Consider the following 26,332-nt stretch of genomic DNA (forward strand, 5'->3'; position numbering starts at 1 on the left):
GCGCAGATGAGCGAAGAGGCAAATCCCGTAGAGGGCACACCGCTGATCAAACCGTCGAGCACGGATCACCCGCTGCATGATGCTGTGGTTGAGGCCTGTCGCACGGTCTATGACCCGGAAATTCCGGTCAATATTTATGACCTTGGCCTCGTCTATACGATTGAGATCAATGACGAAAATGAAGTCCTCATCTTGATGACCCTGACCGCGCCGGGCTGTCCGGTTGCGGGCGAAATGCCGGGCTGGTTGGCCGATGCGATTGAACCGTTGGCCGGGGTGAAACATGTGGATATTGAACTGATCTGGAGCCCGCCTTGGGGCATGGAAATGATGTCTGACGAGGCGCGCCTTGAACTTGGCTTCATGTAAACGCCCGGATTTGACCCCGGTTTGAGACGCAAAATGGCCTGCGCTGCGGCGGCGGGCCATTTTTATGGCTGATCCTGTGGGGGCCGTCTTTTGGCCCAAGGCCAAACAAGCCCCCACCGCGCGCATCTCTCTCGACGTGCCAGCCGATCCTGTGCCCGAAGCCGCCGAAGCTCCGCCTCGCGCAGCGCTTTCTCGGTCTGATAGCCCGTTGGGGCCTGCGTGCCGACACGCGGCAGATGGATCGGAAAGAACGGCCACATCGGCACCTCCACAGTTGCAATTTTGAAAGATTGAGACAACTGTATCGGCAGAGACATCGCCCAAATACCCAACATATTGGCAATTCAGGTTTCAAAAATGAAAGATCCCCTTGGGCACGGCATGCCAAAACTGGATGATTATTACCTGTTTCTCGCCGTGGCGGATGCGGGCGGATTATCGGGGGCCGAAAAGGTCACAGGCACCTCACAGCCCACGCTGTCCCGCCGCATGGCGGACCTGGAACGCACCCTGGGCAAGCGCCTGTTCGAGCGCGGCCCCCGCGGCTACACATTGACGTCAGAGGGCCGCGCGTTGTTGCAAGAGGCCGAAGCGCTGCGCGAAGCGGCAACCAAACTGTGCCGCTTTCAACTCAGAGGCACCTCCCCCGAAGTCCGCATCACCGCAGGCGGCTGGACCACGCGCTATGTCGCCCGCCACCTGTCCCAAATATGGACGCCTGAGAGTGTATGGCGCCCGGCCCTTATGGCCTCAAATTCCAACGTCGATATTGCCCGACGCGAAGCCGACATCGGCATCCGCAACCGCCGCCCAGAGCAAAGCTGGCTCGCCGGGCGCAAACTTTCACCGATCACCTATGCCGAATATGCGGCCGGGCCAGAGGTGGCGGGCTATGTCACGCTGCACCACGATATGCCAACCACACCGTCGGAACGCTGGCTGCGCAGCACGCACCCCAACGCGATCATCGCCAGCGCCTCGGATGCCCGCTCCGCCGCAGACATGGCGATTGCAGGCATCGGCCGCGTGATCCTGCCAACCTTTGCCGGACGCGATGTCGCGGGTCTCATTCAGGTCTCGGCGGACATCAGCGCGCTAACCCATGACGAATGGCTGGTCTGCCACCACGACGCCCGCCATGACCCCCCTGTGCGCGCCGCGTTGGAGGGGTTGGCGGCGCTTTTGACGGCCCCGGAACGGCTTGCCACGTAGCGCAACCTGTTTTGGGTGCATAATCCAAAACGCAACCCAAAAAGGATGCAAACATCAGAACGCACCCTAAAATGGTTGCATATCATAAAACGCACCCTATATTGGGTGCATCATGCCTCAAAACACCCGCAAAATCGCCGTTTTAACCGGCGACCTCGTCAATTCCACGGGCCTTGGCCCCGCCAAAATCGAACGCGCCTTCGCAGCCCTCGAAGACAGCGCTGCGACGCAAGCCGAATGGATGGGCGAAAGCCTGCACTTCACCCGCCACCGCGGCGATGGATGGCAGGTCGCACTGGCCGAGCCGAAATACGCATTGCGGTCTGCTTTGGCGTTCCGGGCGGCATTGCGGGCTGAAGGGGAGGAATTTGATAGTTATATTGGGATTGCAGAGGGTGAGGTTGAGGGTGAGATTGGACCGGATTTGAATGAGGAAACGGCAAAAGCATTTTCTGTATCTGGAGAAAAACTAGAGCATGTAAAATCAGGGGAAGCCTTGGCAGATATAAAACTGTCTTCAACCGGAATACGAATGCTTTACGACCGAGCCACCCCACAGGATGCTCTCGCAATTGCTCTCGACGGATACGCTTCGGAATGGACGCAAGTACAGGCCGCAACCATTCAAGAAATTCTGTCTCCTGATTACGATCTAAACTTTTCAAAGACGGCGATAAAACTTGGAAAGTCACGCCAAACAGTTACGAAAACAATTCGTGCATCCCAATACGTGAGAATATCTCTCGCATTAGCGAGCATGGAAACTTGGATTGACAACAATGCCTGAAACCCTCGCCGCGCTCTTTCTTGCCCATGTCCTTGCCGACTACGTGTTTCAATCCGCCGCCATGGTCGACACCAAATCCAAACCTGAGACGCTGTTTCTGCATTTTCTCATCGTTTTGCTCACCGCCATGGCCGCCACCGGCCAAGTCGCCTCTCCGGCGATTTACGCTCTTGCGCTGGTCCATGTCGCGATTGACGCGATCAAGGTCAAAGTCTTTTCCGACAAGTTCCTGCCGCACCTCGCGGACCAAGCGCTGCACCTGCTCACCCTTGCGATCTTCGCCAAAGCCGCGCCAGACATCTACGCCACTGGCGCTTATGGCGACATCGCTTGGATGCCCAAACTCATGCTTTATGCCGCTGGATTGATTTATGTCACCCGAGCGGGCGGGTTTGCGGTGGGCAAATTGATGGCGGAATTTGGCGACAACCCGATTGAGGAGAGCCTTGATAAGGGCGGGTTTTGGATTGGGCTGTTGGAACGCGGGCTGATTTTTCTGTTGTTGATCGGCGATATGGCAGGCGGCATCGGCTTTTTGGTGGCGGCGAAATCGGTGTTGCGCTTTGAGGCCACACAAGACGGTAAAAAGGCGGAATGGGTGATCATCGGCACCTTGGCCTCGTTCGGCTGGGCCCTTGCGGTGACGTTGGCGGTGATGTTCGTGGGCGCACAGCTACCAGACCTTGGAATCGCGGACCAAACACCCTAGATTAGGGTCAAAGGAGACCTTCTCATGTTCGGCATCCCCGGAAAACAAGCTGTCACGCTCACCTCTGCCGCAACCAAGCAAATCGCACGGTTGATGGAGAAAGATGGCTCCAAAGGCCTGCGCATCGGCATCAAAAAGGGCGGCTGTGCCGGGATGGAATATACCATGGACTATGTGTCCGAGGTGGATGCGATGGACGAGGTCGTCGAACAAGATGGCGCACGGGTGATGATCGCGCCCATGGCGCAGATGTTCCTGTTTGGCACCGAGATTGATTACGAAGTTTCTTTGTTGGAATCCGGCTTCAAATTTCGCAACCCGAATGTGGTCGACGCCTGTGGCTGTGGCGAGTCGATCAAGTTTGACGAAAGCCTGAGCCCAAGCCAATAAGGGACAAGAAAATGGCCGTCTCCGACGAAGACATCGCCTTTGTTCACGAGTTGTTTGAGGCCGTCGGTCCCATCAGTCATCGCAAAATGATGGGCGGGCTGTCGATCTATTCGGACGGTCAGATTTTCGCAATCCTCTCCTCCGAGGGCCGGATTTACCTCAAGGCCAAGGACGATTTCGCCGCAACCCTCAAAGCCGAGGGAGCGGAGAAATTCGAGATGGGCGACGGGCGCGGGATGAACTACTGGACCCTGCCCGAAGCCGCGCTTGATGATCCAGAACTTGCGGGCGATTGGGCACGGCGGGCCTTGGACGCGCTTTAACGCGCCCCGCCCTTTCCGTACCTGTACCCTTACTGTTCCAAAGCGTCGATCATATCGACCCGTGTGCCGTGACGACCACCCTCAAATTCGGCCATCAAAAAGGCCTCTACGACACTGAGTGCAAGCCCCTCCCCAATCACACGCGCGCCCAGCGACAGCATGTTGGCGTTGTTGTGCTGACGGATCATGCGGGCGGAAAACTCATCGGAACAAACACCGCACCGGATGCCTTTGACCTTATTGGCCGCCATCATGATGCCCTGCCCCGTGCCGCACACGATGATGCCAAAGCGGCAGTCGCCAGAGGCCACACGCCGCGCGGCAGCTTCGCCATGGAGCGGATAATGCGTGCTTTCGGGGGTCGTCGGGCCAATATCGACCACCTCCCAGCCAAGAGAGGCGACATGAGTGGCAATCGCTTGGCGCAACTCAATGGCGGCGTGATCACTGGAAAGAACGATGCGGGTGTTGGCGGTCATGACAATGTGGTCCCGTTGTTTCAAAGCCGGTGTGCGGCGTGACTCTGGTGCCGCTTGTGGCGTCAATTTCACCGCAATTCAAGACCGCGTGGCCGCCTCTTTGCCGCCAAGGACCAGCCCAAATGTCGCAGATCCCCGCCATCGCCCCAAAGCGCAGCTCTCGACGGCACATTTCCCACGAATTGCGCCACATCAGAGACGTTAGCGCCCACAGTTGCTTGACTACCCTCAAGAGGCTGCAATGATGCGGCCAACATGGAGAAGGAGTGCACGCATGGGACGCAAACTGGCCGCAGGCAATTGGAAAATGAACGGGCTGAACGCCAGCCTGAAAGAGGCACAGGCTCTGGCAGAGATGTTCCCGGCTCCGAAGGTGGACATTCTGTTGTGCCCGCCCGCAACCTTGGTGGCGAGCATGGCCACCGCTCTGGCTCACACCAAAATCGACGTTGGCGGGCAGGATTGCCATATGAAAGCCTTCGGCGCGCATACGGGCGATATTTCGGCGGATATGCTGGCCGATGCGGGGGCGGATTACGTCATTTTGGGCCACTCTGAGCGGCGCGCCGATCATGGCGAAACCGACGCGGTGGTCTGTGAAAAAACCATGGCGGCGGTGATGGCGGGGCTCAAACCCGTGGTCTGCGTTGGCGAAACCCTGGCACAGCGCGAGGCAGGCGAGACATTGGGCATCATCCGCCACCAACTTTCAGCATCGCTGCCCGATGCGGTTGATTTGAGCAAACTCGTGGTCGCCTATGAGCCGGTTTGGGCCATCGGCACCGGCAAAATCCCGACCCTTGAACAGATCGCTGAGGTCCATGACGACATCCGCGCCACACTGACCGCGCGCTATGGCGACACGGCCAAGGATGTGCCGTTGCTCTATGGGGGCTCGGTCAAACCGGGCAACGCCGCCGAGATTTTCGCGACCTCCAATGTCGATGGCGCGCTGGTCGGCGGGGCCTCGTTGAAAGCAGCGGATTTTGCCGGGATCATCACAGCCCTGGAAGCGGCCTGACATAGAAACGCCGCGCGTTTTTCAAAGGCGCGGCGTTTTTCCATTGTCATTTGCCCCCTCTGCGAAGGCGTTGCCGCGCTCACCCAGCGGTCACATCATGATCGTAAAGCCAGGCAAATCGTTCCACCGCTTGGCGCGGTGCGATTTGACCGGCAAAGCGCAAAGCCGCATGGCCGACAAAGCGTTTCGCCCCGCTCAAATGGTAGTTTTTCGCATTGGCATTGGCCGCCTCGATCACTCGGACCACCCGCGCCCGACGCAAAGATTGATAGGCCGCAAGCGCCTGATCCAGCGGCAATTTCGCCAGACAATCGGCCAAGACCCACGCATCCTCCAAAGCCATATTCGCCCCCTGTGCCAAAAATGGCAGGGTCGGATGAGCGGCGTCGCCCAGCAGCGCCGAGCGATCCGAATGCCAGCGCAGCGCCACCGGATGCCGGAACAATCCCCAGCGCGCGACCTCCGTCACCCGCCCCAAAAGCCCTTTCACGCCGGGACAAAAATTGGCGAAATGGCTCATCATCTCCGCCGGATCACCGCGGTGATTCCAGCCCTCTTCCAGCCAGTCCGGGCGCTCTTCGACGGCGACAATATTGATCAAACTGCCGCCCCGTAACGGGTAACTGACCACATGCCGCCCCGCTGCCATATGAACCATTGCCAAAGGCGCCTCGCCGCCAAGCGCCGGAACCGTGGCGCGCCACGCGGTTTGGCCGGTGAAAAACGGTTTGGCCGGACCATTGAGCATCGGGCGCAACACGGAATTGACCCCATCCGCCCCGAGCACCACGTCATGACGCGCGTCTCGGTGTCCCGCCTCCGGGCCCGCAGCGAACACAAGGCTCACCCCATCCGCATCGCCATGAATGGCCTGCACCTGATGTGACAGGCGAATGTCCACCGCCAGATCACGCGCGCCCTGTTCGAGCAAGGCGATCAAATCGGCGCGGTGCATCAACAGAAAATCGTCATTTGGGCGGGCGGCTTTGACATCAAGATGCAAGACCTCGCGGCCCATATACCCATCCATCAAACTCACGCCCTCCGAGCGCATCGACACGGCTCCCGCGTCCAGCCCCAAAGCGGTCAAAACCCGCGCGCCATTGGGGGTAATTTGCAACCCGGCCCCGACTTCGGTGATCTCAGGCGCACGTTCATAGACGGTGACCTTGGCCCCGCGCAGCGCCAAAGCCCGCGCGAGCGCAAGCCCCGCCACCCCCGCGCCGAGAACGGCGATATCCTGACCAATCAACATGGAACGTTCCTTATCTTTGATCCCGCATCGTTGGTCCCGCTGTCAAAAAAGAAAACACCGGGAGATGCCCCCGGTGTTTGCCATATTTTTGCACAATCTGTCACGGGCACATATTGCCGCGAGAGAGGCAAGATCGCCAGATCACGTCAGTGATCAATCGTCGCGATGTACTTTTTCGCGGCGCTCATGGCGTTCTTGTGCTTCCAAAGTCATGGTCGCAATCGGACGCGCATCCAAACGCTTGAGCGAAATCGGCTCGCCGGTCACTTCGCAATACCCGTATTCGCCCTCTTCGATCCGGCGCAGCGCCTGTTCGATCTTGAGCACCAGCTTGCGCTGACGATCCCGCGTGCGCAGCTCAAGCGCGCGGTCGGTTTCCTCAGAGGCCCGGTCGGTGATGTCAGGAATATTGCGGGTGCCGTCCTGCAAGCCTTCGATGGTGTGGCGGCTTTCGTCCAAAAGATCGGCTTTCCACGCCAAAAGCTTGCGGCGGAAATATTCGAGCTGACGCTCATTCATGAAAGGTTCGCCCTCAGCGGGACGGTAGTCATCAGGCAGGAAAGCTTCGGCCTTCATCTTTGTCACCTTTGTCGTGTCAGTGAGCGTGCCCATAGCCAATGATGTATTGTCGTCAGCCATGCGGCACCCTCCAATTGCGGCTCGTTTACCGCGTTTATTCGGGGATGTCACGTCACAATCTCTGTCGCATTGCACCTTTCCCAAGCCTTGTTATGATCCGGCTCACCCCTTGTCCGAGAGCGCACATAAACCGATGAAATTCTCCTCCACTGACAGTTATATCGCCCCCACTGACCTCACCGTGGCCGTAAACGCCGCCATCGCATTGGAACGGCCTTTGTTGGTCAAAGGCGAGCCGGGCACGGGCAAAACCGAACTCGCACGCCAAATTGCCAATGCCTTGGGGCTTGAGATGATTGAGTGGAACATCAAATCCACCACCCGCGCTCAACAGGGGCTTTATGAATATGATGCGGTGTCACGGCTGCGCGACAGTCAATTGGGCGATCCCCGCGTCGAAGACGTGCGCCACTACATCAAAAAGGGCAAACTCTGGCAGGCGTTTGAGGCCGACAAAAAGGTCGTTTTGTTGATTGATGAGGTCGATAAGGCCGACATCGAATTCCCCAACGACCTGTTGCAAGAGCTCGATAAAATGGCGTTTCACGTCTATGAAACCGGCGAAACCGTCAGTGCCAAACAACGTCCGGTGGTGATCATCACCTCAAACAATGAAAAAGAATTGCCCGACGCGTTTTTGCGCCGCTGCTTTTTCCACTACATCCGATTCCCCGACATGGACACGATGCGCGCCATCGTCGATGTGCATTTCCCCGGCATCAAAGAGCGGCTTTTGAGCACCGCGCTCAGCCAGTTTTACGAGATCCGCGACACGCCGGGCCTAAAGAAAAAGCCCTCGACCTCTGAGGTTTTGGATTGGCTGAAACTGTTGTTGGCCGAGGACCTGTCGCCCGAAGATTTGGCACGCGACGGCAAGGATGCGCTGCCGAAATTACACGGCGCGCTTTTGAAGAATGAACAAGACGTGGCGCTGTTTGAGCGTCTGGCCTTTATGGCGCGTGGCGGCGGGCGGCGTTAACCGCCTTTGCCTCACTCCGCCTTTGCGGCTTTGGTCGCGCGGGGCTTTTTCGGCTTGGCGGCGGGTTTAGAGGCGACCTCTGCCTTGGTCGCGGCGGCCGCTTTGGCGGCGCGCGGTTTTGCCGCCGCCTTTTTGCGCGGGGCTTTCGGCTTTGGCGTCTCAACGACGGTCTCAACCGTCAGTTCCGCCTGTGCCGCAAGCCAATGCTCTTGGTCACGCCCCTCGGGTTGCCCGTCTTTGAGCCAAAGGAAATAGGCCGCATCGCGGATGTGATCGTCGGTTTGAGTCTGCTGTGTCATGTGTCAATCTGATCGGCTGTGGTGGGTCATGCAAATATACCATCGGGACTAAGGATGCGCGGTTAAGATTTTATGACAGAACCCGCAGCCTGCACCACCTTAGGGTGAAAACCGCCGCGCAAATGCACCGAAACCGGACAGGGCGCATAATTTCTAAGCGGTCGAGAAACGCACAGACGGGCTTGCCTCGAAGGACATAACCGCTCACATCTATAAATCGGACCCAAAGGATCACACCATGCCCCTGACCATTCGCCCTCTGACCCCTGAAGACCGCACGCCCTGGGCTGCGCTTTGGCGCGATTACCTGAGCTTTTATGAAACCGCCCTACCGCAAGAGATTTATGACGCCACATTCGCGCGTCTAGTCGACCCTCAGGCCGTGGAACGCGGCGCATTGGTGGCGGAGCTTGACGGGCAACTCATTGGACTGGTTCATTATATTTTCCACGCCCACAATTGGCGGGTCGAAGATGTCTGCTACCTCCAAGACCTGTTTGTCTCTGAGGCGGCGCGCGGCACCGGGGCCGGACGGGCGCTGATCGAGGGCGTTTATGCGCTGGCCGATGCCCATGGCACACCCAATGTCTATTGGATGACGCAAGACTTCAACGCCACGGCGCGCCAGCTCTATGATCGGCTCGCCACGCTGACGCCCTTTATCAAATATAGCCGCAGCTAAAGGCCCTGCTCAGGCTTTGATTTGCTTTTGGTGCGCAGTGCCGTAAATTCTCCCCAAATTGGAGACGCTCGCGCCACAGTTGATTGGTCTGTCTCTCTGATACTCAACTCATACTGCGTAAAGACATAAGGTTTGGCACAGATGACAACCGATCCCCTCGCGGCTTCAGCCCCCCCGCACACAGCGCCGGCAAAGCCCCGTGTCTTTCGCTCCGCTTTTGGCCTGTTGAGCCTGTCGCTCTTGGCCGCCTGCGCCACAGCTTTGCCGGATCACCCGCCCTCGGCGCGCGCCCCCGCAATGATGCTGGATCTGCCACCGATGAAAGTGTTTTCCGGAAGCACGCCGCGCCAAACCGCGCGCTCCAACGCGTCTCTGGCCCGCGACTTCCTTGATCTCAGCTTTGCCTTGGAAAACGGCACGCCGCTTGTGCAAATGACCCGGTTCGAAGGCCCGATCACCCTGCGTGTCACCGGCGCGCGCCCACCGATCTCGCTTGGCCCCGATCTGGCCGCGCTATTGCGCCGTTTGGACCAAGAGGCCGGGGTCAAAATCACCCGCGTTTCGGCCAATGGCCCTGCCTCGATCACCATCGAAACCCTGCCCCACGGCGAATTGGCGCGCCGCGCGCCCAACACCGCCTGTATCGTCGCCCCGAATGTCTCGGACTGGACCGAATTCAAACGCGCAAGGCGACAAAACCTAAGTTGGACCCAAGTTGACACCCGCACCCGGCTGGCAATTTTCATCCCCGATGATGTCGCCCCGCAAGAAATCCGCGATTGCCTGCACGAAGAATTGGCTCAGGCGCTTGGGCCGCTCAACGATCTGTATCGGCTCGCGGATTCGGTCTATAACGACGACAACATCCATTCGGTTTTGACGCCGTTTGACATGTTGATGCTCAAAGTCACCTATGCGCCAGAGCTGGACTCCGGCATGACCCGCGCCGAGGTGGCCGCCCGCCTACCCGCAATTTTAAAACGACTGCATCCGGCGGGCGAAACCGTCCGAACCCCGATCCAAAGCCCGACCCCGCGCGCCTGGACCGATCATGTGATCGACGCGATGAGCGCCGGGCCCATCCCGGCGCGCAAAGCCGCCGCCGAATCTGCCGTGGCCATCGCACGCGCCCAAGGTTGGGATGACACCCGCGCCGGGTTTTCGTGGTTCCTTTTGGGCCGTTTGGCGTTGAGTTCTGATCGTGCCTTGGCCCATAGTGCCTTGGCGCAAGCGGCAAAGATTTATGGCGCGCATCCTGAAACCCGATTTCATGCCGCCCATGTGGCGATGCAACTCTCGGCGCTGGCCCTCGCCGAAGGCCAAGACCAAGCCGCCTATGAAATTGCCGCCCGCGCCATTCCCGCCGCCACCGAGGCCGAAAACGCCGCCCTCTTGGCCTCGTTGATGCTGACCGAAGCCGAAGCGCTGGACGCGATGGGCCGCAGCGGGGATGCGCGCGCGCTGCGCCTCGACAGTCTGGGCTGGGCACGATATGGCTTTGGCTCAGATGCAATGGTTCGGGCCCGCGCCGCCGAAATTGCCGCCCTCGCCCCATAAAGGCATGCGGCTCTGATCGGTTCGCGCATGAATATGACGCGCGAGGCCTGCGCAAGGGAGCAAAAAGATGATCGTGATCCTTCTGGCGCTGATCGGCGGCTTTTATGGCTGGCGTATGGCCAAAAAACGGGGCGGTAATCGCCTTGATAAGCTGCAATATGCGGCGGTGTATTTAATGGCCGGCACGATGCTCGGCCTGCTGTTGACCGTGATCATCGAGCGGCTGATCTAAGGGGGCGGGCGCGATGTTCCTGCCGTTTTTCCATAACCTGCGTTCCGAGGGCATTCCGGTCTCTTTGCGCGAATATCTGGCCTTTTTAGAGGGCATGGACCGCGGGTTGACCCCTTATGACATCGACGGGTTTTACTATCTCGCGCGTGTCACCATGGTCAAAGACGAACGTCATTTGGATCGTTTTGATCGCGCCTTTTCCAAATCCTTTCAAGGCCTTGAAAGCATCTCCTCAGATGACGTGTTAAACGCTGTTGATCTGCCCGAAGATTGGCTCCGGCGCGAGATGGAGAAACATCTCAGCCCAGAAGAGATGGCCGAAATCGAAGCCCTGGGCGGCTTTGAAAAGCTGATGGAGACGCTCAAACAGCGTCTTGATGAGCAAAAAGGTCGCCACCAAGGTGGCAACAAATGGATCGGCACCGGCGGCACCTCGCCCTTTGGCGCCTATGGCTACAACCCCGAAGGCGTGCGCATCGGTCAGGATAAATCCCGCCACCGCCGCGCCACCAAAGTCTGGGACAAACGCGAGTTTCGCAACCTTGACGACACCGTCGAACTGGGCACGCGCAACATCAAAGTGGCGATGAAACGGCTGCGCAAATGGGCCAGGGATGGCGCGCATGAGGAGCTTGATCTCGACGGCACCATCCGCTCCACCGCCGAACATGGCTATCTAGACGTGCAAACCCGGCCCGAGCGGCGCAATGCCGTCAAAGTGTTGATGTTTTTCGATGTCGGCGGCTCAATGGATGATCACATTCGGGTGGTCGAGGAGTTGTTTTCCGCCGCCCGCGCCGAGTTCAAACATCTCGAATATTACTATTTCCACAATTGCCTTTATGAGGGCGTATGGCGCGACAATGCCCGCCGTTGGGGCAATAGCGTGCCGACGCGCGAGGTGATGAACACCTATGGCAAAGATTACAAAGTGATTTTTGTCGGTGACGCGGCGATGTCCCCCTATGAAATCGCCATGGCGGGCGGGGCCAGTGAGCATTGGAACCAAGAGGCCGGCGAGGTTTGGCTTGCACGCGCGCGCGAAACCTGGCCCGATCACATCTGGCTCAACCCGGTGCCGGAGGCGCAGTGGGGCTACACCCATTCCATCGGCATGGTGGAGGAAATTTTCGACCACCGTATGGTCCCGATGACCCTTGAGGGCTTGGAACGCGGCATGAAACTTTTGGGACGATAGAGCTTGGCCAACGCCCGCCCTGCCCCCATATTCATATCATGTTGAGATTTACCCCCATCCTCCTCGCCCTGATCATGGGCCTTGTCATGTACCGCGTCTCGGCGTGGCGCACCGTGCGGCAGTTGGAAGCGCAGTCCAACGAACTCGCCGACCCGGAGCTGGCAAAGGTGTTCCGCCGTTTGGCCGACGCGCTCGACCTGCCGCGCGTGCGGGTCTATCTCTATGAAATCGACCCGGTCAACGGCCTCGCAGCCCCCGATGGCAAGGTCTATATCACCCGTGGATTTTACAACAAATTCCGCGCCGGCGAGATCACATCCGAGGAAATGGCCTCCGTCATCGCCCATGAGTTGGGCCATGTCGCCTTGGGCCACTCCAAACGGCGGATGATTGATTTTTCTGGCCAAAATGCACTGCGCAGCGCTATGGCGATGATCTTTTCGCGCTTCATTCCGGGCATCGGCCCCTATATCGCCACCTGGCTCACCCAAATGCTGGCGGCCAAGCTGTCGCGTTCGGATGAGTATGAGGCGGACGCCTATGCCTCCGCCCTGCTGATGAAAGCCGGGATCGGAACAGGGCCGCAAAAGTCGCTGTTTGATAAGCTCAACCGCCTGACCGGCGCGCATGGGGCCAAAACGCCCGCGTGGTTCATGAGCCATCCCAAGGTCGAAGAGCGGATCAAAGCAATCGAGGCCAATGAAGCGAAATGGGCGCGTTAAGCTGCCCTTCATTGCAGGTCAAATACTCAAATGCTTTACGACAAAGCCTTGCCCAAACGCGGCATCCGCGCCTTTTTCATCAGCTTGCGCAACTCCCACGGCTGACCTGAGAGACGTTCCGCCTCTTGCCGCACGATCTCAACGGCGCTTGCGACCTCGTCGGGATAATCCGACCAGAGCCGCCACAAAAAGCTGTCCGGATCCCAGCGCTCAAGCCCCTCTTCGGCCAAGATATGGCGTGGAAAATCCTGCGCGTTCATCGTGAGGATCGCATCGGCATTGCCGGCAATCGCTGCGGCCAAAACATGGATGTCGTTTTCGTCTTTAAGGTGCAACCGCGCCTCAAGCCCCGCGTGACGTTTGATCGAGGCGTTGGGGAAAGCGGCCTTGAGCAAAGCCACCTCACCCCGCGCCTGCGCCTCGCCCATCGGCCCAATTTTACGCGCGGCGCGCGCCCATTCCTCAAGGATGCGATCGGACCACAGCGGTGTGAAAAGCCCCTTGGACGCCACGGTCAAAAGCACCTCCCGCATAACGGTGGGGTACAAGACACAGGCGTCCAAAAGCACTTTCATATCAAGGCCTTTCGCACCGATCTTACGGCATCATGCGGTAGAACAGGGCTTTCAAATAGCCACTTTCCGCAAGCTGCGGCATCAGCGGATGATCCGCGCCCGCAAAGCCTGTATGGATCAATTGCGCCGAACGTGCCGCGCGGCCAATACCCCGGTTACAGGCATTGCGGAAGGTTTCCAAATCGGCGGCATGGGAACAGGAACACAGGCCCAAATAGCCGCCCTCACGCACCAAAGGCGCGGCCATCCGCGCCACCCGTTCATAGGCGCGCATCCCCTTTTCAAGGGCGTTTTTCGACGGCGCAAAAGCGGGCGGATCACAGATCACCACGTCAAACTGTTCGCCCTCTTCCAACAGCGCCGCCATCGTGTCAAACGCGTCACCTTTGCGGGTGGCAAAGCGATCTGTCGCCCCCATCGCGCCCGCGCCCTGTTCGGCCAGATCAAGCGCCGGTGCGGAACTGTCAACGGAGAGTGCCGATGTGGCCCCGCCCGCGAGCGTTGCCAAGGCAAAGCCGCCAACATGAGAGAAGACGTCCAAAACGCGTTGGCCGTGACCAAGACGTTGAGCGAAAGCGTGGTTCGGGCGTTGATCGTAGAACAGCCCGGTTTTTTGCCCGCCCATGATGTCGGCCATATAGGTGGCCCCGTTCATCTGGACCGGGATCGGGCCATCCACCGTGCCTGTGAGGATTTCGGTTTTTTCTTCCAAACCCTCAAGACCGCGTGCCCGGCCCGTGCCGTTCATCACCACCGTGGAGACGCCGGTCACTTGGCGCAAAGCGGCGGTGAGCATGTCGATACGCACATCGGCCCAAGCCGCGTTGGGTTGCACAACACAAGTGTCACCGAACCGATCAATCACCACGCCCGGAAGGCCATCAGCCTCGGCATGGACCAGCCGGTAAAACGGCGCGTCAAACATATGGGCGCGGTGCTTCAGCGCAGCGGTGAGTTTGGCCACAAACCACGCATCGTCAATCTGTTCGTCTTCTTCGCGGGCCAAGACCCGGCCAAAGATGCGCGAATTTGGATTGACGGCGACGAGGGCCAGAAAATGGCGTTCAGCGTCTTCCAGCCGGGCGATGGTGCCGGGCTGGATGGATTTGGTGCGGCGATCAACGACCAATTCATTGTCATAGACCCAAGGGGCGCCGTGGCGGATGGCCCGGGCGTTGGCTTTGGGTTTGAGGCGGATGGTCGGAATGGAAAATGAGGGCTCTGTCATAGAGCCCTCATATCTGTGTTCTGGCCCTTAGGACAAGGGGGATCGGTGCATGCGGGATCAGAGCGCCATCGGTTTGCTCAGTTCCAGCGCGATTACCTGCGCCAGATGGGCATCAATCCGCGATTTTTGGGTGAGACCGGCCCGGTCGGCCGCGATAGCAGCATTTCCACCGAGCGCATCCAGCGTCGCATTGACCATATGCGCAGGCACAATCACCGCGCCGGTGTTGGCATCTCGCACCGTCAAAAGAAATTCGATCTCATGTTTGCTGGGCAGGTTGGAATAGCGCACCCGTTCGGTTTGGGCATGAAACCGAACCAATTGAACATCCAAGATCACCGCTTTTTGGCCCGAAAGCGTTTTCGCGCCCTGCATCAATCCCGCTTCCATCACCGCTTTGACCTGTGCGTAGCGATCACCATAGGGATCTTCGCGCCACACGATGTCTGCACGCGGCTTGATGCCATTGTCCTCAGACACTTTTAACGTGTCGGGCACGACGACATTGACCTGAGTGACGCGGAAATCCGGGGCGACCGTGACCGCACCTGCGGACGACGTCGGTGCTCCAAGCGGCGCACTCAACGGCACAGCGCGTGAGATTGTTTCCGTTGTACAGGCGCTGGTGGCGGCTGCGAGTGTCAGGACTGCTGCGAGTTTGATGAGCTTTTTCATGTTCGGCCTCCGGGGGATCTCCCCTTTTCATTCATGGTTAATTTTCCATAAAGATTGAGGCGGAAATAAGAAAATCCCGGAGCATTTCCGGGATTTCATTGGCGTTTCAGGTCATTTACGGCTCAGCACCCCGAAAGGTGCCAGCCCCCTAAGCGTCAGGCCATTTTGGCGGAATGCGACGCAGTAAAGCGGCGGCGCAGCCATTTGCCAAACCCCAGAACCATTTCACGAGCAGCTTGGGCGCGCATCTGATGGGCCTCCTGCTCGATGGCGAATGTGTCGATATAAGAAACAGTGCGTGTGTCTGTATCAGTGTCCATAGGATCATCCTTTTCATGTCTGCTGCCGTTTTGAACGGCGGCCGGATCAGTGTGTTTTGATCCTCCCGTTGCCTTTGAAATTAGGTCACCACCGCTGACATGACGAGAGACAATCCCGAAGACCCGCTATGCGCCACCCGCAAAGCCTTTGCACAGGCGACATATCTCTGGCAGGTTGGGCCCAACCAGAAGCGCCGCATTGCCGCATGTTTCTCGCATGTGATGGACAGAGACGCCGATACAGTTTAGGTTAGCGCTAACGGGCACATATGGTCGCACACCCCACATCGGGCGCGCGCGGCACAAATGCGCCCAGCCACACACCGAAACGCACCCGAAGACACGCACCCAAAAGGCCACGCCATGCCCCTCAATGATCAAATCGCCGCCGTCACAGCCCGCATCATCGAACGGTCCCGTCCAACCCGCACCGCCTATCTCGAACGCCTCTCCAAAGCCGCGGATCAAGGCCCGGTACGCGCGCATCTGTCCTGTGGCAATCAGGCCCATGCCTATGCCGCAATGGCCGAAGATAAGGACACGCTGGCCGACGGTCGCGCGCCGAACCTTGGCATCGTGACCGCCTATAATGACATGCTCTCGGCACATAAACCCTATGAACATTACCCCGATCTGATCCGCGCCGCCGCCCGCGCGGCAGGGGGCACAGCACAGGTCGCAGGCGGCGTACCGGCGATGTGTGATGGCGTCACCCAAGGTCAACCGGGCATGGAATTGTCACTGTTCTCGCGGGACACCATTGCGCTCTCGGCCTCCATCGCCATGTCGCACAACTGTTTTGACGCAGCCCTTTATATGGGTGTCTGCGATAAAATCGTCCCCGGCCTGATCATGGCCGCCGCCGCTTTTGGCCATGTGCCAACCGTGTTTGTGCCCGCCGGTCCGATGACATCGGGCATCACCAATGACGAAAAATCGAAAGTCCGCCAGAAATTTGCCACCGGCGAAATCACCCGCCGCGAATTGATGGACAGCGAGATGAAGGCCTATCACGGCCAAGGCACCTGTACCTTTTACGGCACTGCCAACACCAACCAGATGCTGATGGAGATCATGGGGCTGCACCTGCCGGGTGCGTCCTTTGTCAATCCGGGCACGGAGCTGCGTGATGCGCTGACGACACAGGCGGCGAAACGGGCGATGGAAATCACCGCCTTGGGCAATGATTACCGCCCCGTCGGGCATATTTTGGACGAGAAAGTGTTTGTGAACGGTATCGTCGGCCTGATGGCCACAGGCGGTTCGACCAACCTTGTGTTGCACCTGCCCGCCATGGCACGCGCCGCCGGGATCATCCTTGATCTGCAAGATTTTTCTGACATTTCCGACGCCACGCCCCTGCTCGCAAAGGTCTATCCAAACGGCTTGGCCGATGTAAACCACTTCCACGCCGCAGGCGGGCTTGGCTATATGATTGGCGAATTGTTGGAGGCTGGGTTGCTGCATGATGATGTGAAAACCATCGCCGGAGACGGGCTGTCGCTCTACACCAAAGAACCGAAATTGCGGGATGGCGTTTTGACCTTTGAAGATGGCCCAGACGAGAGCCTCAACGACAAAATCATCCGCCCCGCCTCGGACCCGTTCCTGCCTGTGGGGGGGCTCAAAGAGCTGAAGGGCAACATCGGGCGCGGGGTGATGAAAGTCTCCGCCGTCAAACCCGAACATCATGTGGTCGAAGCCAAAGTGCGGATTTTCCACGAGCAGCATGACGTTAAAACCGCGTTTCAAAATGGCGAATTCACAGAAGACACCGTGGTCGTCGTCCGGTTCCAAGGCCCGCGCGCCAATGGCATGCCGGAGCTGCATTCGCTGACGCCAACCTTGGCCGTGTTGCAAGACCGCGGGCTGAAAGTGGCGCTTGTGACTGATGGCCGGATGTCAGGCGCCTCGGGCAAAGTCCCCGCCTGTATCCATGTCTCACCCGAAGCCGCCTGTGGTGGTCCGATCGCCAAATTGCGCGATGGGGACTTGGTGCGGGTCGATGCCACCCATGGCGTTTTGGAGGTGCTCGAAGAGGGGTTTGACGCCCGCGATCTGGTCACCGCTGATCTTTCCGCCAACGCCGTTGGCATGGGCCGCGAGCTGTTTGAAACCTTCCGCCAAAACGCCGGTCCCGCAACCGACGGTGCCTGCTCCTTGTTCTAATCTGCTCCGCCCCCAGCAGCAGGCCAGGGGCGGACCCGTTCACTTAGATGTCCAGTTTTAAAAGCGGGAATGGCAAGCCATTGTCATCAACCTCCCGCCGCCCGGTTTCGCGAAACCCAAGACTGGCATAAAACCCACGCGCCTGAGTATTGGCCTCATAGACCTCAAGGCGAAGGCCAGATTTGAGCGCCCGTGCGTGATCCAGCAAAGCGCGACCAATCCCTTGGCCCTGCACGGTGGGGTTGACAAAAACTCCGCCGACAAACGCGCCCCGATCATCAGGTAAAAGTCCAATAAACCCAACGGGTTCTCTCCCTTGCAGCGCAACCCATGTTTCCGAATTGGCAAGATAGACCGTCTCCACCAAACCTTGCTGTTCTGCGAGTTGCTGTGGTGAAAAGAACCCGTGTGCCTGCTCCGAGGCAGCCCGCCAAATCCGAGACAAAGCAGGTGTGTCCTCCGCCACAAACGGGCGGATCGTCAAAGAAAAAAATGTCATCTGAGTGACCTCAGTCAAAAGCGCATATGCGCATAGAAAATCATTCGGCCCCGTCAGGGCCGCCGTTCTGTGCCGCTCTGGGCTACGATGATTTTCTGCGCATAGGTCTCCTTTGTCTGAGGCGTTATATGTCGCACCCCGCCCTTTAAAATGCAACCTCTTCGCTCGAAAGCGAAGAGGAAGGAGCGGGGACGTTAGACCAATTCCGCCAAAGCGGCTGCATCAAAGTTTTGCAACCGATCCATCGCCCCGGCTTTGACCTTTTCGACCCAGAGCGCATCGCCCAAAAGCGCGCGGCCTACGGCGATCAAATCAAACTCGTCATTCTCCATCCGCTGCACCAGCTTATCTAGCGGCGTGACCTCCGAGCCCTGCCCGGCAAAGGCCCCGCCGAAGTCGCTCGACAGGCCGACGGAGCCGACAGAGATCGTCGGAACCCCGGTGATTTTCTTTGCCCAACCGGCAAAATTCAACCCATCCTCGCCATCGACCTCGGGGAATTCAGGTTCCCAGAACCGGCGTTGCGAACAATGCAGGATGTCCACGCCCGCATCGACCAAAGGCTGCAACCAGCGTTCCATCTCTGCCGGATCTTTGGCCAGTTTGGCGACATAATCCTGTTGCTTCCATTGGCTCAGCCGCAGAATGATCGGAAAATCTGGCCCCACAGCGGCGCGCACGGCCTTGACCACCTCAACCGCAAACTTTGAACGCGCCTCGATGGTCGCGCCGCCCCACGCATCCGCGCGCAGGTTGGTGCCGGACCAAAAGAATTGGTCGATCAAATAGCCATGCGCGCCGTGCAATTCGGCGACATCAAAGCCCAAGTCCTTGGCCGCTTTGGCAGATTTGGCAAAGGCTGCGATTGTCGCCTCAATATCCGCCTCAGACATCGCCACGCCGCGCGGATCACCGGGGCCGACCAAGCCGGAGGGGCTCTCTACCGGGGCCTCTGGTTCCCATGCGCCCGCACGTGTCGATCCGGTGTGCCAAATCTGCGGCCCCATTTTGCCGCCCTGCGCGTGCACCGCGTCAATCACGCCCTTCCAGCCTGCCAAAGCTGCATCGCCATGGAAAAACGGAATGCCCGGCAAGTTGCGCGAGGCCGGGCGGTCGATCACCGTGCCCTCGGATAGGATCAACCCCACCTCATGCGCGGCGCGTTTGGCGTAATAATCCGCGTTGGCGGCACGCGGGATGCCTTCGGGGGCCATGCCGCGCGTCATTGGTGCCATGACGATGCGGTTTTTGAGGGTGAGGGATTTGTAAGAAAACGGGCGGAAAAGCGTGTCGGTTTTCGCCAGGCTATCTGTCGTCATCGTGGTCTCCGGGGACTATATGTGAATCGATCCCGCCTAAGATATGTTGGCGCAAACACCGTACAAGGGCCGCGCAGGGGCCTGAACAAAAACGCTCATCCCGGCCCCCTCCCCCAAACTGTGAGCAAAGCCATGCTCCCATCAAGTTTGACTTTATTTCCGACGCATTTAGCGCTAACAGGGTGGCGACCCTCCAGACCCGAAAGGACACGCCATGACCCCGCAAGAGGCAAGCCTGAAAGCCGCCGAAATCTGTGCCCTCGCCCCCGTGGTGCCCGTGCTCGTGGTCCATGACGTGGCCCATGCCCGCCCTCTGGCAGAAGCGTTGGTCGCGGGTGGATTGCCCGCCCTCGAAGTCACGCTGCGCACGCCTGTCGCCCTCGATGTGATCCGCGAAATGGCCAAAGTCGAGGGCGGTGTGGTCGGTGCGGGGACGCTTTTGACCCCCGCCGATGTCAAAGCCGCGATTGCAGCCGGTGCGACATTTGGCGTCTCACCGGGGGCAACCGATCTGTTGCTCGATGCCTGCGAGGCCGCCGATCTGCCGCTTTTGGCGGGCACCTCTACCGCTTCTGATGTGATGCGCCTGTTGGAACGCGGCTATACGGTGGCGAAATTTTTCCCGGCAGAGGCCAATGGCGGTGCACCCGCGCTCAAGGCCATCGGTGCGCCTTTGCCGCAGATGAAATTCTGTCCAACTGGCGGCATTTCGTTGAAAAATGCCAATGACTACCTGAGCTTGTCCAACACGATGTGCGTCGGCGGCTCTTGGGTGGCCCCGTCGGATTTGGTCAACAAAGGCGATTGGAAAGCGATCGAAGAGCTGGCGCGCGAGGCGGCGGCCCTGCCCCGCTAAGCCATTTGCGAACGGATCCAAACAATCGGGTCAGAGCCACCGCTCTGGCCCTTTTTGTGTCAGGCCCTTTTTGTGTCAGGCCCTTTTCGTTTCGGGCCCTTTTATATTTAAGGGCGGCGCGCCCGCGATCCGCCCCGGCGGTGCGGCGCCTCCGCCAACTCCCCTAAGCCCTCTTGCAACACAACCGTCATCGGATGCGACGGCCCGCCATAGGGCGCATAGAGCGCCAAAAGGCGGCGAATGGCGATTTGGGGCTGTAGCTCAGGCGCGAGTTTGATCGCCCAATCGAGGAAAATCGAGCGCGCTTCAGACAGACCCAGCCCGTCAATCCGGTAAGATTCCCGGATCAACCCGCCGGGATCAAGCGCCGCATCCACCGTGACCTCTGAGGTCAATTTTTGATCCGAACTGGCCATGGGTCTCTCCTGTTGCCCCGCGTCATCTGTCCCGGTGCTATCCCTCGCAGGCCGGGCGCGCAAGCACCTGATCCAAGGTCTGCGCCGCAGCCCGCGCCCGCACCGCCACTTCTTCGGAAAGCGCCGCCATGCTCACCGCCCCGTTCGAGCGCAGCAAAAACGCCCGGCCGCCCTCGCCCACGGCCTCGGGGTCCAATTTTTCGCCAGTCAAAAGTCGGGCCGCCGATTGCAAACGCCACATCAACCGATAGGTCTCACTGAGCAACGCATGTTCCGCCTCGGTCCACCAGCCACAGTCCAACCCGGCACGCAATTGCGCATAGACATCTTGACAGCCCGCGCCTGAGATCAAGGCTGCGGCCTCCGCACTCAGCTCAATATCCATCATCCGACCGGGACCGTTTTTCGGGTCCCAAAGCGAGCCGGGTTTGGCCTCGGCCAAGCGCACCCGCATCTCTTGCGTCTCTTGCCGAATGCGGGATTCATCTTTTGGCGCTGTGAGGATTTCAGTGCGAAACTCTTCAACGGCAGTGACCAAAGCCTGATCCCCCGCAATCGCCGTCCCCCGCGTCAAGGCCAGATGTTCCCAGACCCAAGCCTCGTTTTTCTGATAGTTTTCAAAGCTTTCATAAGAGGTCGCCACAGGCCCCTGTTTGCCCGAAGGCCGCAGGCGCATATCGACCTCATAAAGCCGCCCCTCGGCGGTTTGCGCCGTCATGGCGGTGATCAAGGCTTGGGTCAGGCGCGCGTAATAGGTGCGCGCGGGCAAGGACCGTGGGCCGTCAGAGGCCTCAACGCCCCCCGCATCATAGATCACGATCATGTCCAGATCAGAGGCCGCTGTCAGACGCCCCGCGCCCAATGAGCCCATGCCCAAAACCATCGCACCCTTGCCCGGTGGCGGGCCATATTTGCGCGAAAACTCCGCCACAACCCGCGGATAAAGCGCGGCGACACAGGCCGCAGCGAGGTCGCAATATTGCGCCCCGGCCTCATCTGCGGTGATCAAATCACGCAATTGATGCACGCCGACGCGGAAATGCCATTCCTTGGCCCAACGACGACAGGTGTCGAGTTGCCGCTCATAATCCCCGGCGCGTTCCAACACCTCGCACAACTCCGCCGTGATCCCCGCCCGCCCCGGCCAAGGCGCGAAAAACGACCCACCAATGACCGCATCCAAAACGCTGGCGTTGCGCGACAGATAGCGGGCCAAATGCGGTGCGGTGGAAACGATGTCGAGGATCAGGTCAATCAACTGAGGATTGGCCTCAAACAGCGCAAAAAGTTGCACGCCTGCGGGCAGTCCGGCCAAGAAACCGTCCAGATGGGTAAGCGCCTCTACGGGGCGATCAAGCCGTTGAATACGCGCCAAAAGATCGGGTTTGAGCCGATCGAAAATCTGTTGCGCGCGCAGCGTGCGCAGACAGGGATAGGTTGACCAGCGCTTGGTGATCTCCTCTTGTTCGGGGGGCAAATCCGGCGCGGGGGCGGCCTCTCCGGGGGCAAAAAATTCCTCGGTCAACCCATGCACCCGCAGGCAGCGCTCACGCAGATCGGCGCGCATCGCCTCCGTTGTCGTGCCCATCAGGGCGGCCAAACGGTCAAATTCTTCGGGCGTGTTGGGCAGGCTGTGGGTCTGAGCATCGCGCAGCATTTGCAGGCGGTGTTCGACCTCGCGATGCGCCTCATAATCCCGGCTCAGCGTCTCGGCCACCTCCCCCTCAACCCAGCCTTTTTCGGCCAGTTTTGCCAAGGCTGGCACGGTGCCACGCGCGCGCAGTTCCGGGTCACGCCCGCCCGCGATCAATTGCCGGGTCTGGGCGAAAAATTCGATCTCGCGAATGCCGCCAAGGCCCAATTTCATATTGTGCCCTTCAAGTTTCAGCGCCCCGCCCAACCCCTTATGGGCGCGGATTTTCAACCGCATATCATGGGTCTCGCGGATGGCATTGAAATCAAGGTGCTTGCGCCACACGAAGGGGGTGAGTTGGTTCAAAAACCGCTCCCCCGCCGCGATGTCACCAGCACAGGCGCGGGCTTTGATATAGGCGGCGCGTTCCCAAGTTCGGCCGACGCTTTCATAATAGCGCTCAGCGGCGTCCATCGAAAAACACACCGGCGTCACCGAGGGGTCCGGGCGCAGCCGCAGATCGGTGCGAAACACATAGCCGTCGCCGGTCAAATCCGACAGCGAAGCCATGGCGCGGCGAGTGGCGCGGATAAAACCCGCGCGCGCTTCCATCTGATCCACACCGTCAAATCGGCTTTCGTCAAACAGGCAAATCAGGTCAATATCAGAGGAGTAATTCAACTCCGCCGCGCCATGTTTGCCCATGGCCAGCGCCACCATTCCGCCACAGCTTTCGATGTCGTCTTCGCTCTGTCCGGGGATCTTACCCCGCTTGATTTCGCGCGCCACATGCGCCCGCATCGCCACATGACAGGCCCGATCCGCCAACAAAGACAGCGACCCGGTGACATCGGACAGCGCCCAGACCCCACCCAAATCACAGAGTGCGGCCAAAAGCGCGATGCGCCGTTTGGCTTGGCGCAGGCCGGGGTCGATTTGATCAAAGGGCAAGGCCTCAATCCGGGCGACTTCATCAGAAAGCGCGCGCATCGGATCATCAAAGGCGGGCCTCAACCACACAGCCTCTTTCAACACCAAACCATGCAGATAGGGCGCAGAACCTGCGGCCCCCTCGACGAGGGCGATTTCGTCTTTGCTTAGACCCGCCACGGCCTCGGCGGCCTCGGCCCCGCGTTCGGGGTCATAGGCGCGCGGCAGGCGAGTCATGCGACGGGACACGGCGCTGATGTCGGACATGGTTCCTCCTCAAATCTTGTCCTGAGCATGGCCGATTGCACGTCTTGCGCAACCCAAATCGACATGGTTTGGTGCGGCAAAGCAAACGGAGCCTCCGATGTCCAAAAGCCTGAAACGTGTCGAAACAGCACTCAAGCAGGCAGGCCACGCGATCCATATTTTAGAGATGGACGGCTCCACCCGCACCCCAGTGGAGGCGGCGGCGCAGGCGGGCTGTGCCGTCGATCAAATCGCCAAATCCATCGTCTTTAAAGGCGTGAAAAGTGGTGCGATCTGCGTGTTTATCACGCCGGGCGGGCGTCAGGTGGACATGGCCTTGGCTGCACAGGTGGCAGGCGAAGCCTTGGCCCGCGCCGACGGCAAAGAGGTCCGCAACGCCACGGGATTCGCGATTGGTGGCGTCTCGCCCGTCGGGCATTTGACCCCGCCACATGTGTTTTTCGACCCGGCTTTGTTGGCATTTGACACGGTTTGGGCCGCCGCAGGCACACCGCGCCATATCTTTGAAATCGCGCCTGCAGATTTGGCAACGGTTGCGCAGGCGCGGATGGCCGCCTTCACCTGTTGAGCCGTCAAGCGCGTGCCGCAAAACCGGCAAGCAGCGCCGGGAATTCCTCTGGATCGGGCATCCGCTCAAAGCTGTGCTGGGCCGGGAAACACACCCAAGGCAACCGGGCACAGGTCATTGTTTCGATGAACGGCACGGTCCACTCAACGACCTCAAACAGGGTCGGACGCACATTCACCAGCGCCTCAAAGCCGGTGATACGGGTGAACATCCATGTCTTGCACCTGGAACAGACATAGTGATCCAATTCAGGCCCTTGAAGACCGCCCTTGACCACCTCGCCGCTGACAACGCGAAAGCCCTCAGCAGGCACCATCGCGGTCAAGGAAAAGGCGCTGGCGCTCATTTTCTGACAGCCGCGGCAATGGCAGGCGGAGGTCATGACCGGGGCTTTTGCCACCTCAATCACCACCTTACCGCATCGACATGAGCCGGTTTGCGGCAGTTTAATGTGTGTCATCACGCTCAATCTCCTTTTCAAAATGGGCTGTGGTGAGACATAGAAACCTGCAGCAAGCCCGATCAACTGAAAACAGCCAAAGCGACAATCTGACAGCGCCCGCCCGCCTCGACATCCTAGAGGGCGCACTCTGCCACGCCGGGGGCGTAGGCCAAACGGCCTGTCCCACTGAGCCGCGCCCCGGATTTTCAAACGCTTTGCTTGGTCGTTTTGCCCGCAAGACCCAAGACCCAAGCCCCAAGCCCCAAGACGAGGCGGACATGGACAGGGCTATTGCAGCACCACCTCCGCCGAAATCATGCGGTGCTCTGCTGGCTCGGTCGGTGCCCCAGACAGGGTGCCGCGTTTGACGACTGTCACGGCATAGCCTCTGTTCCGAGCCGCAAGGACCGTTTTCAGAACGCAATAGTTGAAATCCAAACCAACGATGCGCAGAGTTCCGACCCCCAGCTTTTCGAGGAGCGGGTCGAGATCCCCTGTCTCGAAAGCGTCCTGGACACGCTTGACGAGACCGTGGTCGGCAAGTCCGGCGAAGGGCTCGGCCAGTTCGGTGCCAAGCGTGCCTTCGACGGCTTGTCCCCTCATTGCCATCCTGGCGATCATTTTGGTCACCGGGATCGACCACTCTTGGCGGATGGCAATAACGGGATGGCCCATCCGTTTTGCAGCCCTGACTTCCTCCAGAATGACAGCCTTGGCAGCCAATTTCGCGGTGTCAGAATAGGGACCGCGATCCCAAAAGACCGTTTGAAGATCAATGAGCAGCACGGCCGTTCCCGTCCGGTCACCAAGCCGCTTTCCGCGACTGATCGCGCCAATGCGAATGATCCCGAAAACAAGCCAAGCAAATGCGGCAATCACCGCCGCACCAATCCCATAAACCAGCGTCGTCATGGCTGTTCCTCCACCATCTCTTTCAGTTTTGCCGTCATCGCCCGGACCACCCTCAAAGCCGTTGCAACGTCTTCGTCTGTGAAATCGGTGCCAAGATCTCTCATCAAATCCATTTCCTGACATGTGATGTCTTTGATCAAGTCGCGTCCGCGGTCGGTCAGCGCCAGAAGCGAAGATCGTTTATGCCGAGGGTTCGGACGTTGCATCGTAAAGCCCGACGCCAATGTTTCGTTCACCATCACTTGGACATACTGCCGTTTGATGTCGAGCTTTGCCGCAATATCGGGAACGGACAGCGCGCCATGCGCAAGCAGCATTTCCAAAACGGCACGCATCCGCACCGTCAGATCGGTTTCGACAAGTCCCTTCTCCACGCAAGCCTCCGCCGCCTGCATCAACGGACGTGACATCCAAACGAGTTCATATAATTTTTCTGCATTCATATCGACACTATACATGTCATTATGACAATTAAAATGTCATAAAGTATGGTCAAACCCAAAAAGACCGAAACTCTGCCACCAGCGCACATGGTCTTTCCCATCAAACGCCCGCTGGCAGCTGCGTTGCACGATGTGGTCAGGCTCATGGAAACCGTACCGGGTGAGGTCGATCCCCCTCCCTTCGCAGGCAATAGGAGCGCAGTTCAAGGAGCGCTCACAACCCTACA

General features: G+C 59.2%; 31 protein-coding genes. 16 read left to right on the forward strand and 15 right to left on the reverse strand.

Translation table 11 applies throughout. The annotated features are described in order from the left end of the window. Positions 1-6 precede the first annotated feature (6 nt). From DA792_RS09355 to DA792_RS09385, 6 genes are all read left to right on the forward strand, one after another. The gene (locus DA792_RS09355; RefSeq protein WP_107719704.1) at positions 7-369 is read left to right on the forward strand and encodes an SUF system Fe-S cluster assembly protein; all 363 of its coding nucleotides are present in this window, start codon (positions 7-9) and stop codon (positions 367-369) included. A 357-nt stretch (positions 370-726) separates the two neighbouring features. Beyond that, positions 727-1,581: a LysR family transcriptional regulator gene (locus DA792_RS09365; RefSeq protein WP_107722641.1), complete on the forward strand. Its 855-nt coding sequence runs from the start codon at positions 727-729 to the stop codon at positions 1,579-1,581. A gap of 112 nt (positions 1,582-1,693) precedes the next feature. Beyond that, positions 1,694-2,368 (forward strand): hypothetical protein, encoded by a 675-nt coding sequence (locus DA792_RS09370; protein WP_107719706.1) that lies wholly within the window; start codon positions 1,694-1,696, stop codon positions 2,366-2,368. Further along, entirely contained in the window at positions 2,361-3,077 is a 717-nt protein-coding gene (locus DA792_RS09375; RefSeq protein ID WP_107719707.1) for a DUF3307 domain-containing protein, read from the forward strand. Before DA792_RS09370 ends, DA792_RS09375 begins: the two co-directional genes overlap by 8 nt. 24 nt (positions 3,078-3,101) lie before the next feature. Next, positions 3,102-3,467, forward strand: coding sequence for a HesB/IscA family protein (locus DA792_RS09380; RefSeq protein ID WP_107719708.1), 366 nt, complete (start codon positions 3,102-3,104; stop codon positions 3,465-3,467). Positions 3,468-3,478: 11 nt separating this feature from the next. Further along, positions 3,479-3,790 (forward strand): TfoX/Sxy family protein, encoded by a 312-nt coding sequence (locus tag DA792_RS09385; RefSeq protein ID WP_107719709.1) that lies wholly within the window; start codon positions 3,479-3,481, stop codon positions 3,788-3,790. A gap of 29 nt (positions 3,791-3,819) precedes the next feature. On the opposite strand, the gene rpiB is transcribed toward DA792_RS09385, so the two are convergent. Further along, positions 3,820-4,269 (reverse strand): ribose 5-phosphate isomerase B, encoded by a 450-nt coding sequence (gene rpiB, locus DA792_RS09390; RefSeq protein WP_107722642.1) that lies wholly within the window; start codon positions 4,267-4,269, stop codon positions 3,820-3,822. Between the two features lie 274 nt (positions 4,270-4,543). On the opposite strand from rpiB, the gene tpiA reads away from it, so the two are divergent. Further along, positions 4,544-5,290 (forward strand): triose-phosphate isomerase, encoded by a 747-nt coding sequence (gene tpiA, locus DA792_RS09395; protein ID WP_107719710.1) that lies wholly within the window; start codon positions 4,544-4,546, stop codon positions 5,288-5,290. Between the two features lie 79 nt (positions 5,291-5,369). Here the strand turns inward: tpiA and DA792_RS09400 are convergent, their stop codons facing one another. Both DA792_RS09400 and dksA read right to left on the reverse strand, forming a co-directional pair. After that, a complete protein-coding gene (locus DA792_RS09400; protein ID WP_107719711.1) occupies positions 5,370-6,545 on the reverse strand; it encodes an FAD-dependent oxidoreductase in 1,176 nt (391 codons plus the stop codon). A gap of 153 nt (positions 6,546-6,698) precedes the next feature. Next, positions 6,699-7,121 carry an RNA polymerase-binding protein DksA gene (gene dksA, locus DA792_RS09405; protein WP_107722643.1) on the reverse strand — a complete coding sequence of 141 codons (423 nt, stop codon included), beginning with the start codon at positions 7,119-7,121 and terminating at the stop codon, positions 6,699-6,701. A gap of 196 nt (positions 7,122-7,317) precedes the next feature. On the opposite strand from dksA, the gene DA792_RS09410 reads away from it, so the two are divergent. Beyond that, a complete protein-coding gene (locus DA792_RS09410) occupies positions 7,318-8,163 on the forward strand; it encodes an AAA family ATPase (RefSeq protein ID WP_107719712.1) in 846 nt (281 codons plus the stop codon). Between the two features lie 11 nt (positions 8,164-8,174). Here the strand turns inward: DA792_RS09410 and DA792_RS09415 are convergent, their stop codons facing one another. Continuing rightward, the gene (locus DA792_RS09415) at positions 8,175-8,462 is read right to left on the reverse strand and encodes a DUF2934 domain-containing protein (protein WP_107719713.1); all 288 of its coding nucleotides are present in this window, start codon (positions 8,460-8,462) and stop codon (positions 8,175-8,177) included. A gap of 238 nt (positions 8,463-8,700) precedes the next feature. On the opposite strand from DA792_RS09415, the gene DA792_RS09420 reads away from it, so the two are divergent. From DA792_RS09420 to DA792_RS09440, 5 genes are all read left to right on the forward strand, one after another. Next, positions 8,701-9,144 carry a GNAT family N-acetyltransferase gene (locus DA792_RS09420; protein WP_107719714.1) on the forward strand — a complete coding sequence of 148 codons (444 nt, stop codon included), beginning with the start codon at positions 8,701-8,703 and terminating at the stop codon, positions 9,142-9,144. A gap of 141 nt (positions 9,145-9,285) precedes the next feature. Further along, positions 9,286-10,701 carry a DUF2927 domain-containing protein gene (locus DA792_RS09425; RefSeq protein WP_107719715.1) on the forward strand — a complete coding sequence of 472 codons (1,416 nt, stop codon included), beginning with the start codon at positions 9,286-9,288 and terminating at the stop codon, positions 10,699-10,701. A 67-nt stretch (positions 10,702-10,768) separates the two neighbouring features. Continuing rightward, entirely contained in the window at positions 10,769-10,933 is a 165-nt protein-coding gene (locus tag DA792_RS09430) for an apolipoprotein acyltransferase (protein ID WP_107719716.1), read from the forward strand. Between the two features lie 13 nt (positions 10,934-10,946). Beyond that, positions 10,947-12,131 carry a vWA domain-containing protein gene (locus DA792_RS09435; protein WP_107719717.1) on the forward strand — a complete coding sequence of 395 codons (1,185 nt, stop codon included), beginning with the start codon at positions 10,947-10,949 and terminating at the stop codon, positions 12,129-12,131. 38 nt (positions 12,132-12,169) lie between these two features. Further along, complete coding sequence (locus tag DA792_RS09440; RefSeq protein ID WP_107719718.1) at positions 12,170-12,853, forward strand: M48 family metallopeptidase; 684 nt, start codon at positions 12,170-12,172, stop codon at positions 12,851-12,853. Positions 12,854-12,888: 35 nt separating this feature from the next. Here DA792_RS09440 and DA792_RS09445 read toward each other — a convergent pair whose 3' ends face one another. The 4 genes from DA792_RS09445 to DA792_RS22210 all read right to left on the reverse strand — a co-directional run bounded on the left by DA792_RS09445 (position 12,889) and on the right by DA792_RS22210 (position 15,651). Continuing rightward, on the reverse strand, positions 12,889-13,428 hold the full coding sequence (locus tag DA792_RS09445) for an RSP_2648 family PIN domain-containing protein (RefSeq protein ID WP_107719719.1): 540 nt from the start codon (positions 13,426-13,428) through the stop codon (positions 12,889-12,891). Positions 13,429-13,450: 22 nt separating this feature from the next. Next, a complete protein-coding gene (locus tag DA792_RS09450; protein WP_107719720.1) occupies positions 13,451-14,656 on the reverse strand; it encodes an RSP_2647 family RNA methyltransferase in 1,206 nt (401 codons plus the stop codon). Between the two features lie 57 nt (positions 14,657-14,713). After that, positions 14,714-15,331 (reverse strand): DUF6778 family protein, encoded by a 618-nt coding sequence (locus tag DA792_RS09455; RefSeq protein ID WP_107719721.1) that lies wholly within the window; start codon positions 15,329-15,331, stop codon positions 14,714-14,716. 155 nt (positions 15,332-15,486) lie between these two features. Next, the gene (locus DA792_RS22210) at positions 15,487-15,651 is read right to left on the reverse strand and encodes an RSP_7527 family protein (RefSeq protein ID WP_159075221.1); all 165 of its coding nucleotides are present in this window, start codon (positions 15,649-15,651) and stop codon (positions 15,487-15,489) included. 363 nt (positions 15,652-16,014) lie between these two features. Here DA792_RS22210 and edd point away from each other — a divergent pair, with 363 nt between their 5' ends. Further along, entirely contained in the window at positions 16,015-17,820 is a 1,806-nt protein-coding gene (gene edd / locus DA792_RS09460) for a phosphogluconate dehydratase (RefSeq protein ID WP_107719722.1), read from the forward strand. Between the two features lie 43 nt (positions 17,821-17,863). On the opposite strand, the gene DA792_RS09465 is transcribed toward edd, so the two are convergent. Beyond that, positions 17,864-18,319, reverse strand: a complete 456-nt coding sequence (locus tag DA792_RS09465; protein WP_107719723.1) for a GNAT family N-acetyltransferase — start codon at positions 18,317-18,319, stop codon at positions 17,864-17,866. 194 nt (positions 18,320-18,513) lie between these two features. Next, on the reverse strand, positions 18,514-19,638 hold the full coding sequence (locus DA792_RS09470; RefSeq protein ID WP_107719724.1) for an NADH:flavin oxidoreductase: 1,125 nt from the start codon (positions 19,636-19,638) through the stop codon (positions 18,514-18,516). Positions 19,639-19,852: 214 nt separating this feature from the next. Between DA792_RS09470 and eda the strand changes: the two genes are divergently transcribed. Then, on the forward strand, positions 19,853-20,494 hold the full coding sequence (eda, locus tag DA792_RS09475; RefSeq protein WP_107719725.1) for a bifunctional 4-hydroxy-2-oxoglutarate aldolase/2-dehydro-3-deoxy-phosphogluconate aldolase: 642 nt from the start codon (positions 19,853-19,855) through the stop codon (positions 20,492-20,494). 107 nt (positions 20,495-20,601) lie between these two features. Here the strand turns inward: eda and DA792_RS09480 are convergent, their stop codons facing one another. Then, positions 20,602-20,910: a hypothetical protein gene (locus DA792_RS09480; protein WP_107719726.1), complete on the reverse strand. Its 309-nt coding sequence runs from the start codon at positions 20,908-20,910 to the stop codon at positions 20,602-20,604. A 37-nt stretch (positions 20,911-20,947) separates the two neighbouring features. Then, complete coding sequence (locus DA792_RS09485; protein ID WP_107719727.1) at positions 20,948-23,740, reverse strand: glutamine-synthetase adenylyltransferase; 2,793 nt, start codon at positions 23,738-23,740, stop codon at positions 20,948-20,950. Between the two features lie 97 nt (positions 23,741-23,837). On the opposite strand from DA792_RS09485, the gene DA792_RS09490 reads away from it, so the two are divergent. Continuing rightward, positions 23,838-24,308, forward strand: coding sequence for a YbaK/EbsC family protein (locus DA792_RS09490; RefSeq protein ID WP_107719728.1), 471 nt, complete (start codon positions 23,838-23,840; stop codon positions 24,306-24,308). 4 nt (positions 24,309-24,312) lie between these two features. On the opposite strand, the gene DA792_RS09495 is transcribed toward DA792_RS09490, so the two are convergent. From DA792_RS09495 to DA792_RS09505, 3 genes are all read right to left on the reverse strand, one after another. Next, positions 24,313-24,768 carry a GFA family protein gene (locus tag DA792_RS09495; RefSeq protein ID WP_199908147.1) on the reverse strand — a complete coding sequence of 152 codons (456 nt, stop codon included), beginning with the start codon at positions 24,766-24,768 and terminating at the stop codon, positions 24,313-24,315. Between the two features lie 270 nt (positions 24,769-25,038). Next, positions 25,039-25,662 (reverse strand): cysteine hydrolase family protein, encoded by a 624-nt coding sequence (locus tag DA792_RS09500; RefSeq protein ID WP_107719729.1) that lies wholly within the window; start codon positions 25,660-25,662, stop codon positions 25,039-25,041. Beyond that, positions 25,659-26,036, reverse strand: a complete 378-nt coding sequence (locus DA792_RS09505; protein WP_254679666.1) for a MarR family winged helix-turn-helix transcriptional regulator — start codon at positions 26,034-26,036, stop codon at positions 25,659-25,661. The genes DA792_RS09500 and DA792_RS09505 overlap by 4 nt, the downstream gene beginning before the upstream one ends. Between the last annotated feature and the right edge of the window lie 296 nt (positions 26,037-26,332).

The organism is Celeribacter baekdonensis (assembly GCF_003047105.1).
Lineage (GTDB): Bacteria > Pseudomonadota > Alphaproteobacteria > Rhodobacterales > Rhodobacteraceae > Celeribacter > Celeribacter baekdonensis_B.

Coding starts and splice junctions, on each gene's coding strand:
- DA792_RS09355 (WP_107719704.1), top strand. CDS start 7: ATGAGCGAAGAGGCAAATCCCGTAGAGGGCACACCGCTGATCAAACCG.
- DA792_RS09365 (WP_107722641.1), top strand. CDS start 727: ATGAAAGATCCCCTTGGGCACGGCATGCCAAAACTGGATGATTATTAC.
- DA792_RS09370 (WP_107719706.1), top strand. CDS start 1,694: ATGCCTCAAAACACCCGCAAAATCGCCGTTTTAACCGGCGACCTCGTC.
- DA792_RS09375 (WP_107719707.1), top strand. CDS start 2,361: ATGCCTGAAACCCTCGCCGCGCTCTTTCTTGCCCATGTCCTTGCCGAC.
- DA792_RS09380 (WP_107719708.1), top strand. CDS start 3,102: ATGTTCGGCATCCCCGGAAAACAAGCTGTCACGCTCACCTCTGCCGCA.
- DA792_RS09385 (WP_107719709.1), top strand. CDS start 3,479: ATGGCCGTCTCCGACGAAGACATCGCCTTTGTTCACGAGTTGTTTGAG.
- rpiB (WP_107722642.1), bottom strand. CDS start 4,269: ATGACCGCCAACACCCGCATCGTTCTTTCCAGTGATCACGCCGCCATT.
- tpiA (WP_107719710.1), top strand. CDS start 4,544: ATGGGACGCAAACTGGCCGCAGGCAATTGGAAAATGAACGGGCTGAAC.
- DA792_RS09400 (WP_107719711.1), bottom strand. CDS start 6,545: ATGTTGATTGGTCAGGATATCGCCGTTCTCGGCGCGGGGGTGGCGGGG.
- dksA (WP_107722643.1), bottom strand. CDS start 7,121: ATGAAGGCCGAAGCTTTCCTGCCTGATGACTACCGTCCCGCTGAGGGC.
- DA792_RS09410 (WP_107719712.1), top strand. CDS start 7,318: ATGAAATTCTCCTCCACTGACAGTTATATCGCCCCCACTGACCTCACC.
- DA792_RS09415 (WP_107719713.1), bottom strand. CDS start 8,462: ATGACACAGCAGACTCAAACCGACGATCACATCCGCGATGCGGCCTAT.
- DA792_RS09420 (WP_107719714.1), top strand. CDS start 8,701: ATGCCCCTGACCATTCGCCCTCTGACCCCTGAAGACCGCACGCCCTGG.
- DA792_RS09425 (WP_107719715.1), top strand. CDS start 9,286: ATGACAACCGATCCCCTCGCGGCTTCAGCCCCCCCGCACACAGCGCCG.
- DA792_RS09430 (WP_107719716.1), top strand. CDS start 10,769: ATGATCGTGATCCTTCTGGCGCTGATCGGCGGCTTTTATGGCTGGCGT.
- DA792_RS09435 (WP_107719717.1), top strand. CDS start 10,947: ATGTTCCTGCCGTTTTTCCATAACCTGCGTTCCGAGGGCATTCCGGTC.
- DA792_RS09440 (WP_107719718.1), top strand. CDS start 12,170: ATGTTGAGATTTACCCCCATCCTCCTCGCCCTGATCATGGGCCTTGTC.
- DA792_RS09445 (WP_107719719.1), bottom strand. CDS start 13,428: ATGAAAGTGCTTTTGGACGCCTGTGTCTTGTACCCCACCGTTATGCGG.
- DA792_RS09450 (WP_107719720.1), bottom strand. CDS start 14,656: ATGACAGAGCCCTCATTTTCCATTCCGACCATCCGCCTCAAACCCAAA.
- DA792_RS09455 (WP_107719721.1), bottom strand. CDS start 15,331: ATGAAAAAGCTCATCAAACTCGCAGCAGTCCTGACACTCGCAGCCGCC.
- DA792_RS22210 (WP_159075221.1), bottom strand. CDS start 15,651: ATGGACACTGATACAGACACACGCACTGTTTCTTATATCGACACATTC.
- edd (WP_107719722.1), top strand. CDS start 16,015: ATGCCCCTCAATGATCAAATCGCCGCCGTCACAGCCCGCATCATCGAA.
- DA792_RS09465 (WP_107719723.1), bottom strand. CDS start 18,319: ATGACATTTTTTTCTTTGACGATCCGCCCGTTTGTGGCGGAGGACACA.
- DA792_RS09470 (WP_107719724.1), bottom strand. CDS start 19,638: ATGACGACAGATAGCCTGGCGAAAACCGACACGCTTTTCCGCCCGTTT.
- eda (WP_107719725.1), top strand. CDS start 19,853: ATGACCCCGCAAGAGGCAAGCCTGAAAGCCGCCGAAATCTGTGCCCTC.
- DA792_RS09480 (WP_107719726.1), bottom strand. CDS start 20,910: ATGGCCAGTTCGGATCAAAAATTGACCTCAGAGGTCACGGTGGATGCG.
- DA792_RS09485 (WP_107719727.1), bottom strand. CDS start 23,740: ATGTCCGACATCAGCGCCGTGTCCCGTCGCATGACTCGCCTGCCGCGC.
- DA792_RS09490 (WP_107719728.1), top strand. CDS start 23,838: ATGTCCAAAAGCCTGAAACGTGTCGAAACAGCACTCAAGCAGGCAGGC.
- DA792_RS09495 (WP_199908147.1), bottom strand. CDS start 24,768: ATGACACACATTAAACTGCCGCAAACCGGCTCATGTCGATGCGGTAAG.
- DA792_RS09500 (WP_107719729.1), bottom strand. CDS start 25,662: ATGACGACGCTGGTTTATGGGATTGGTGCGGCGGTGATTGCCGCATTT.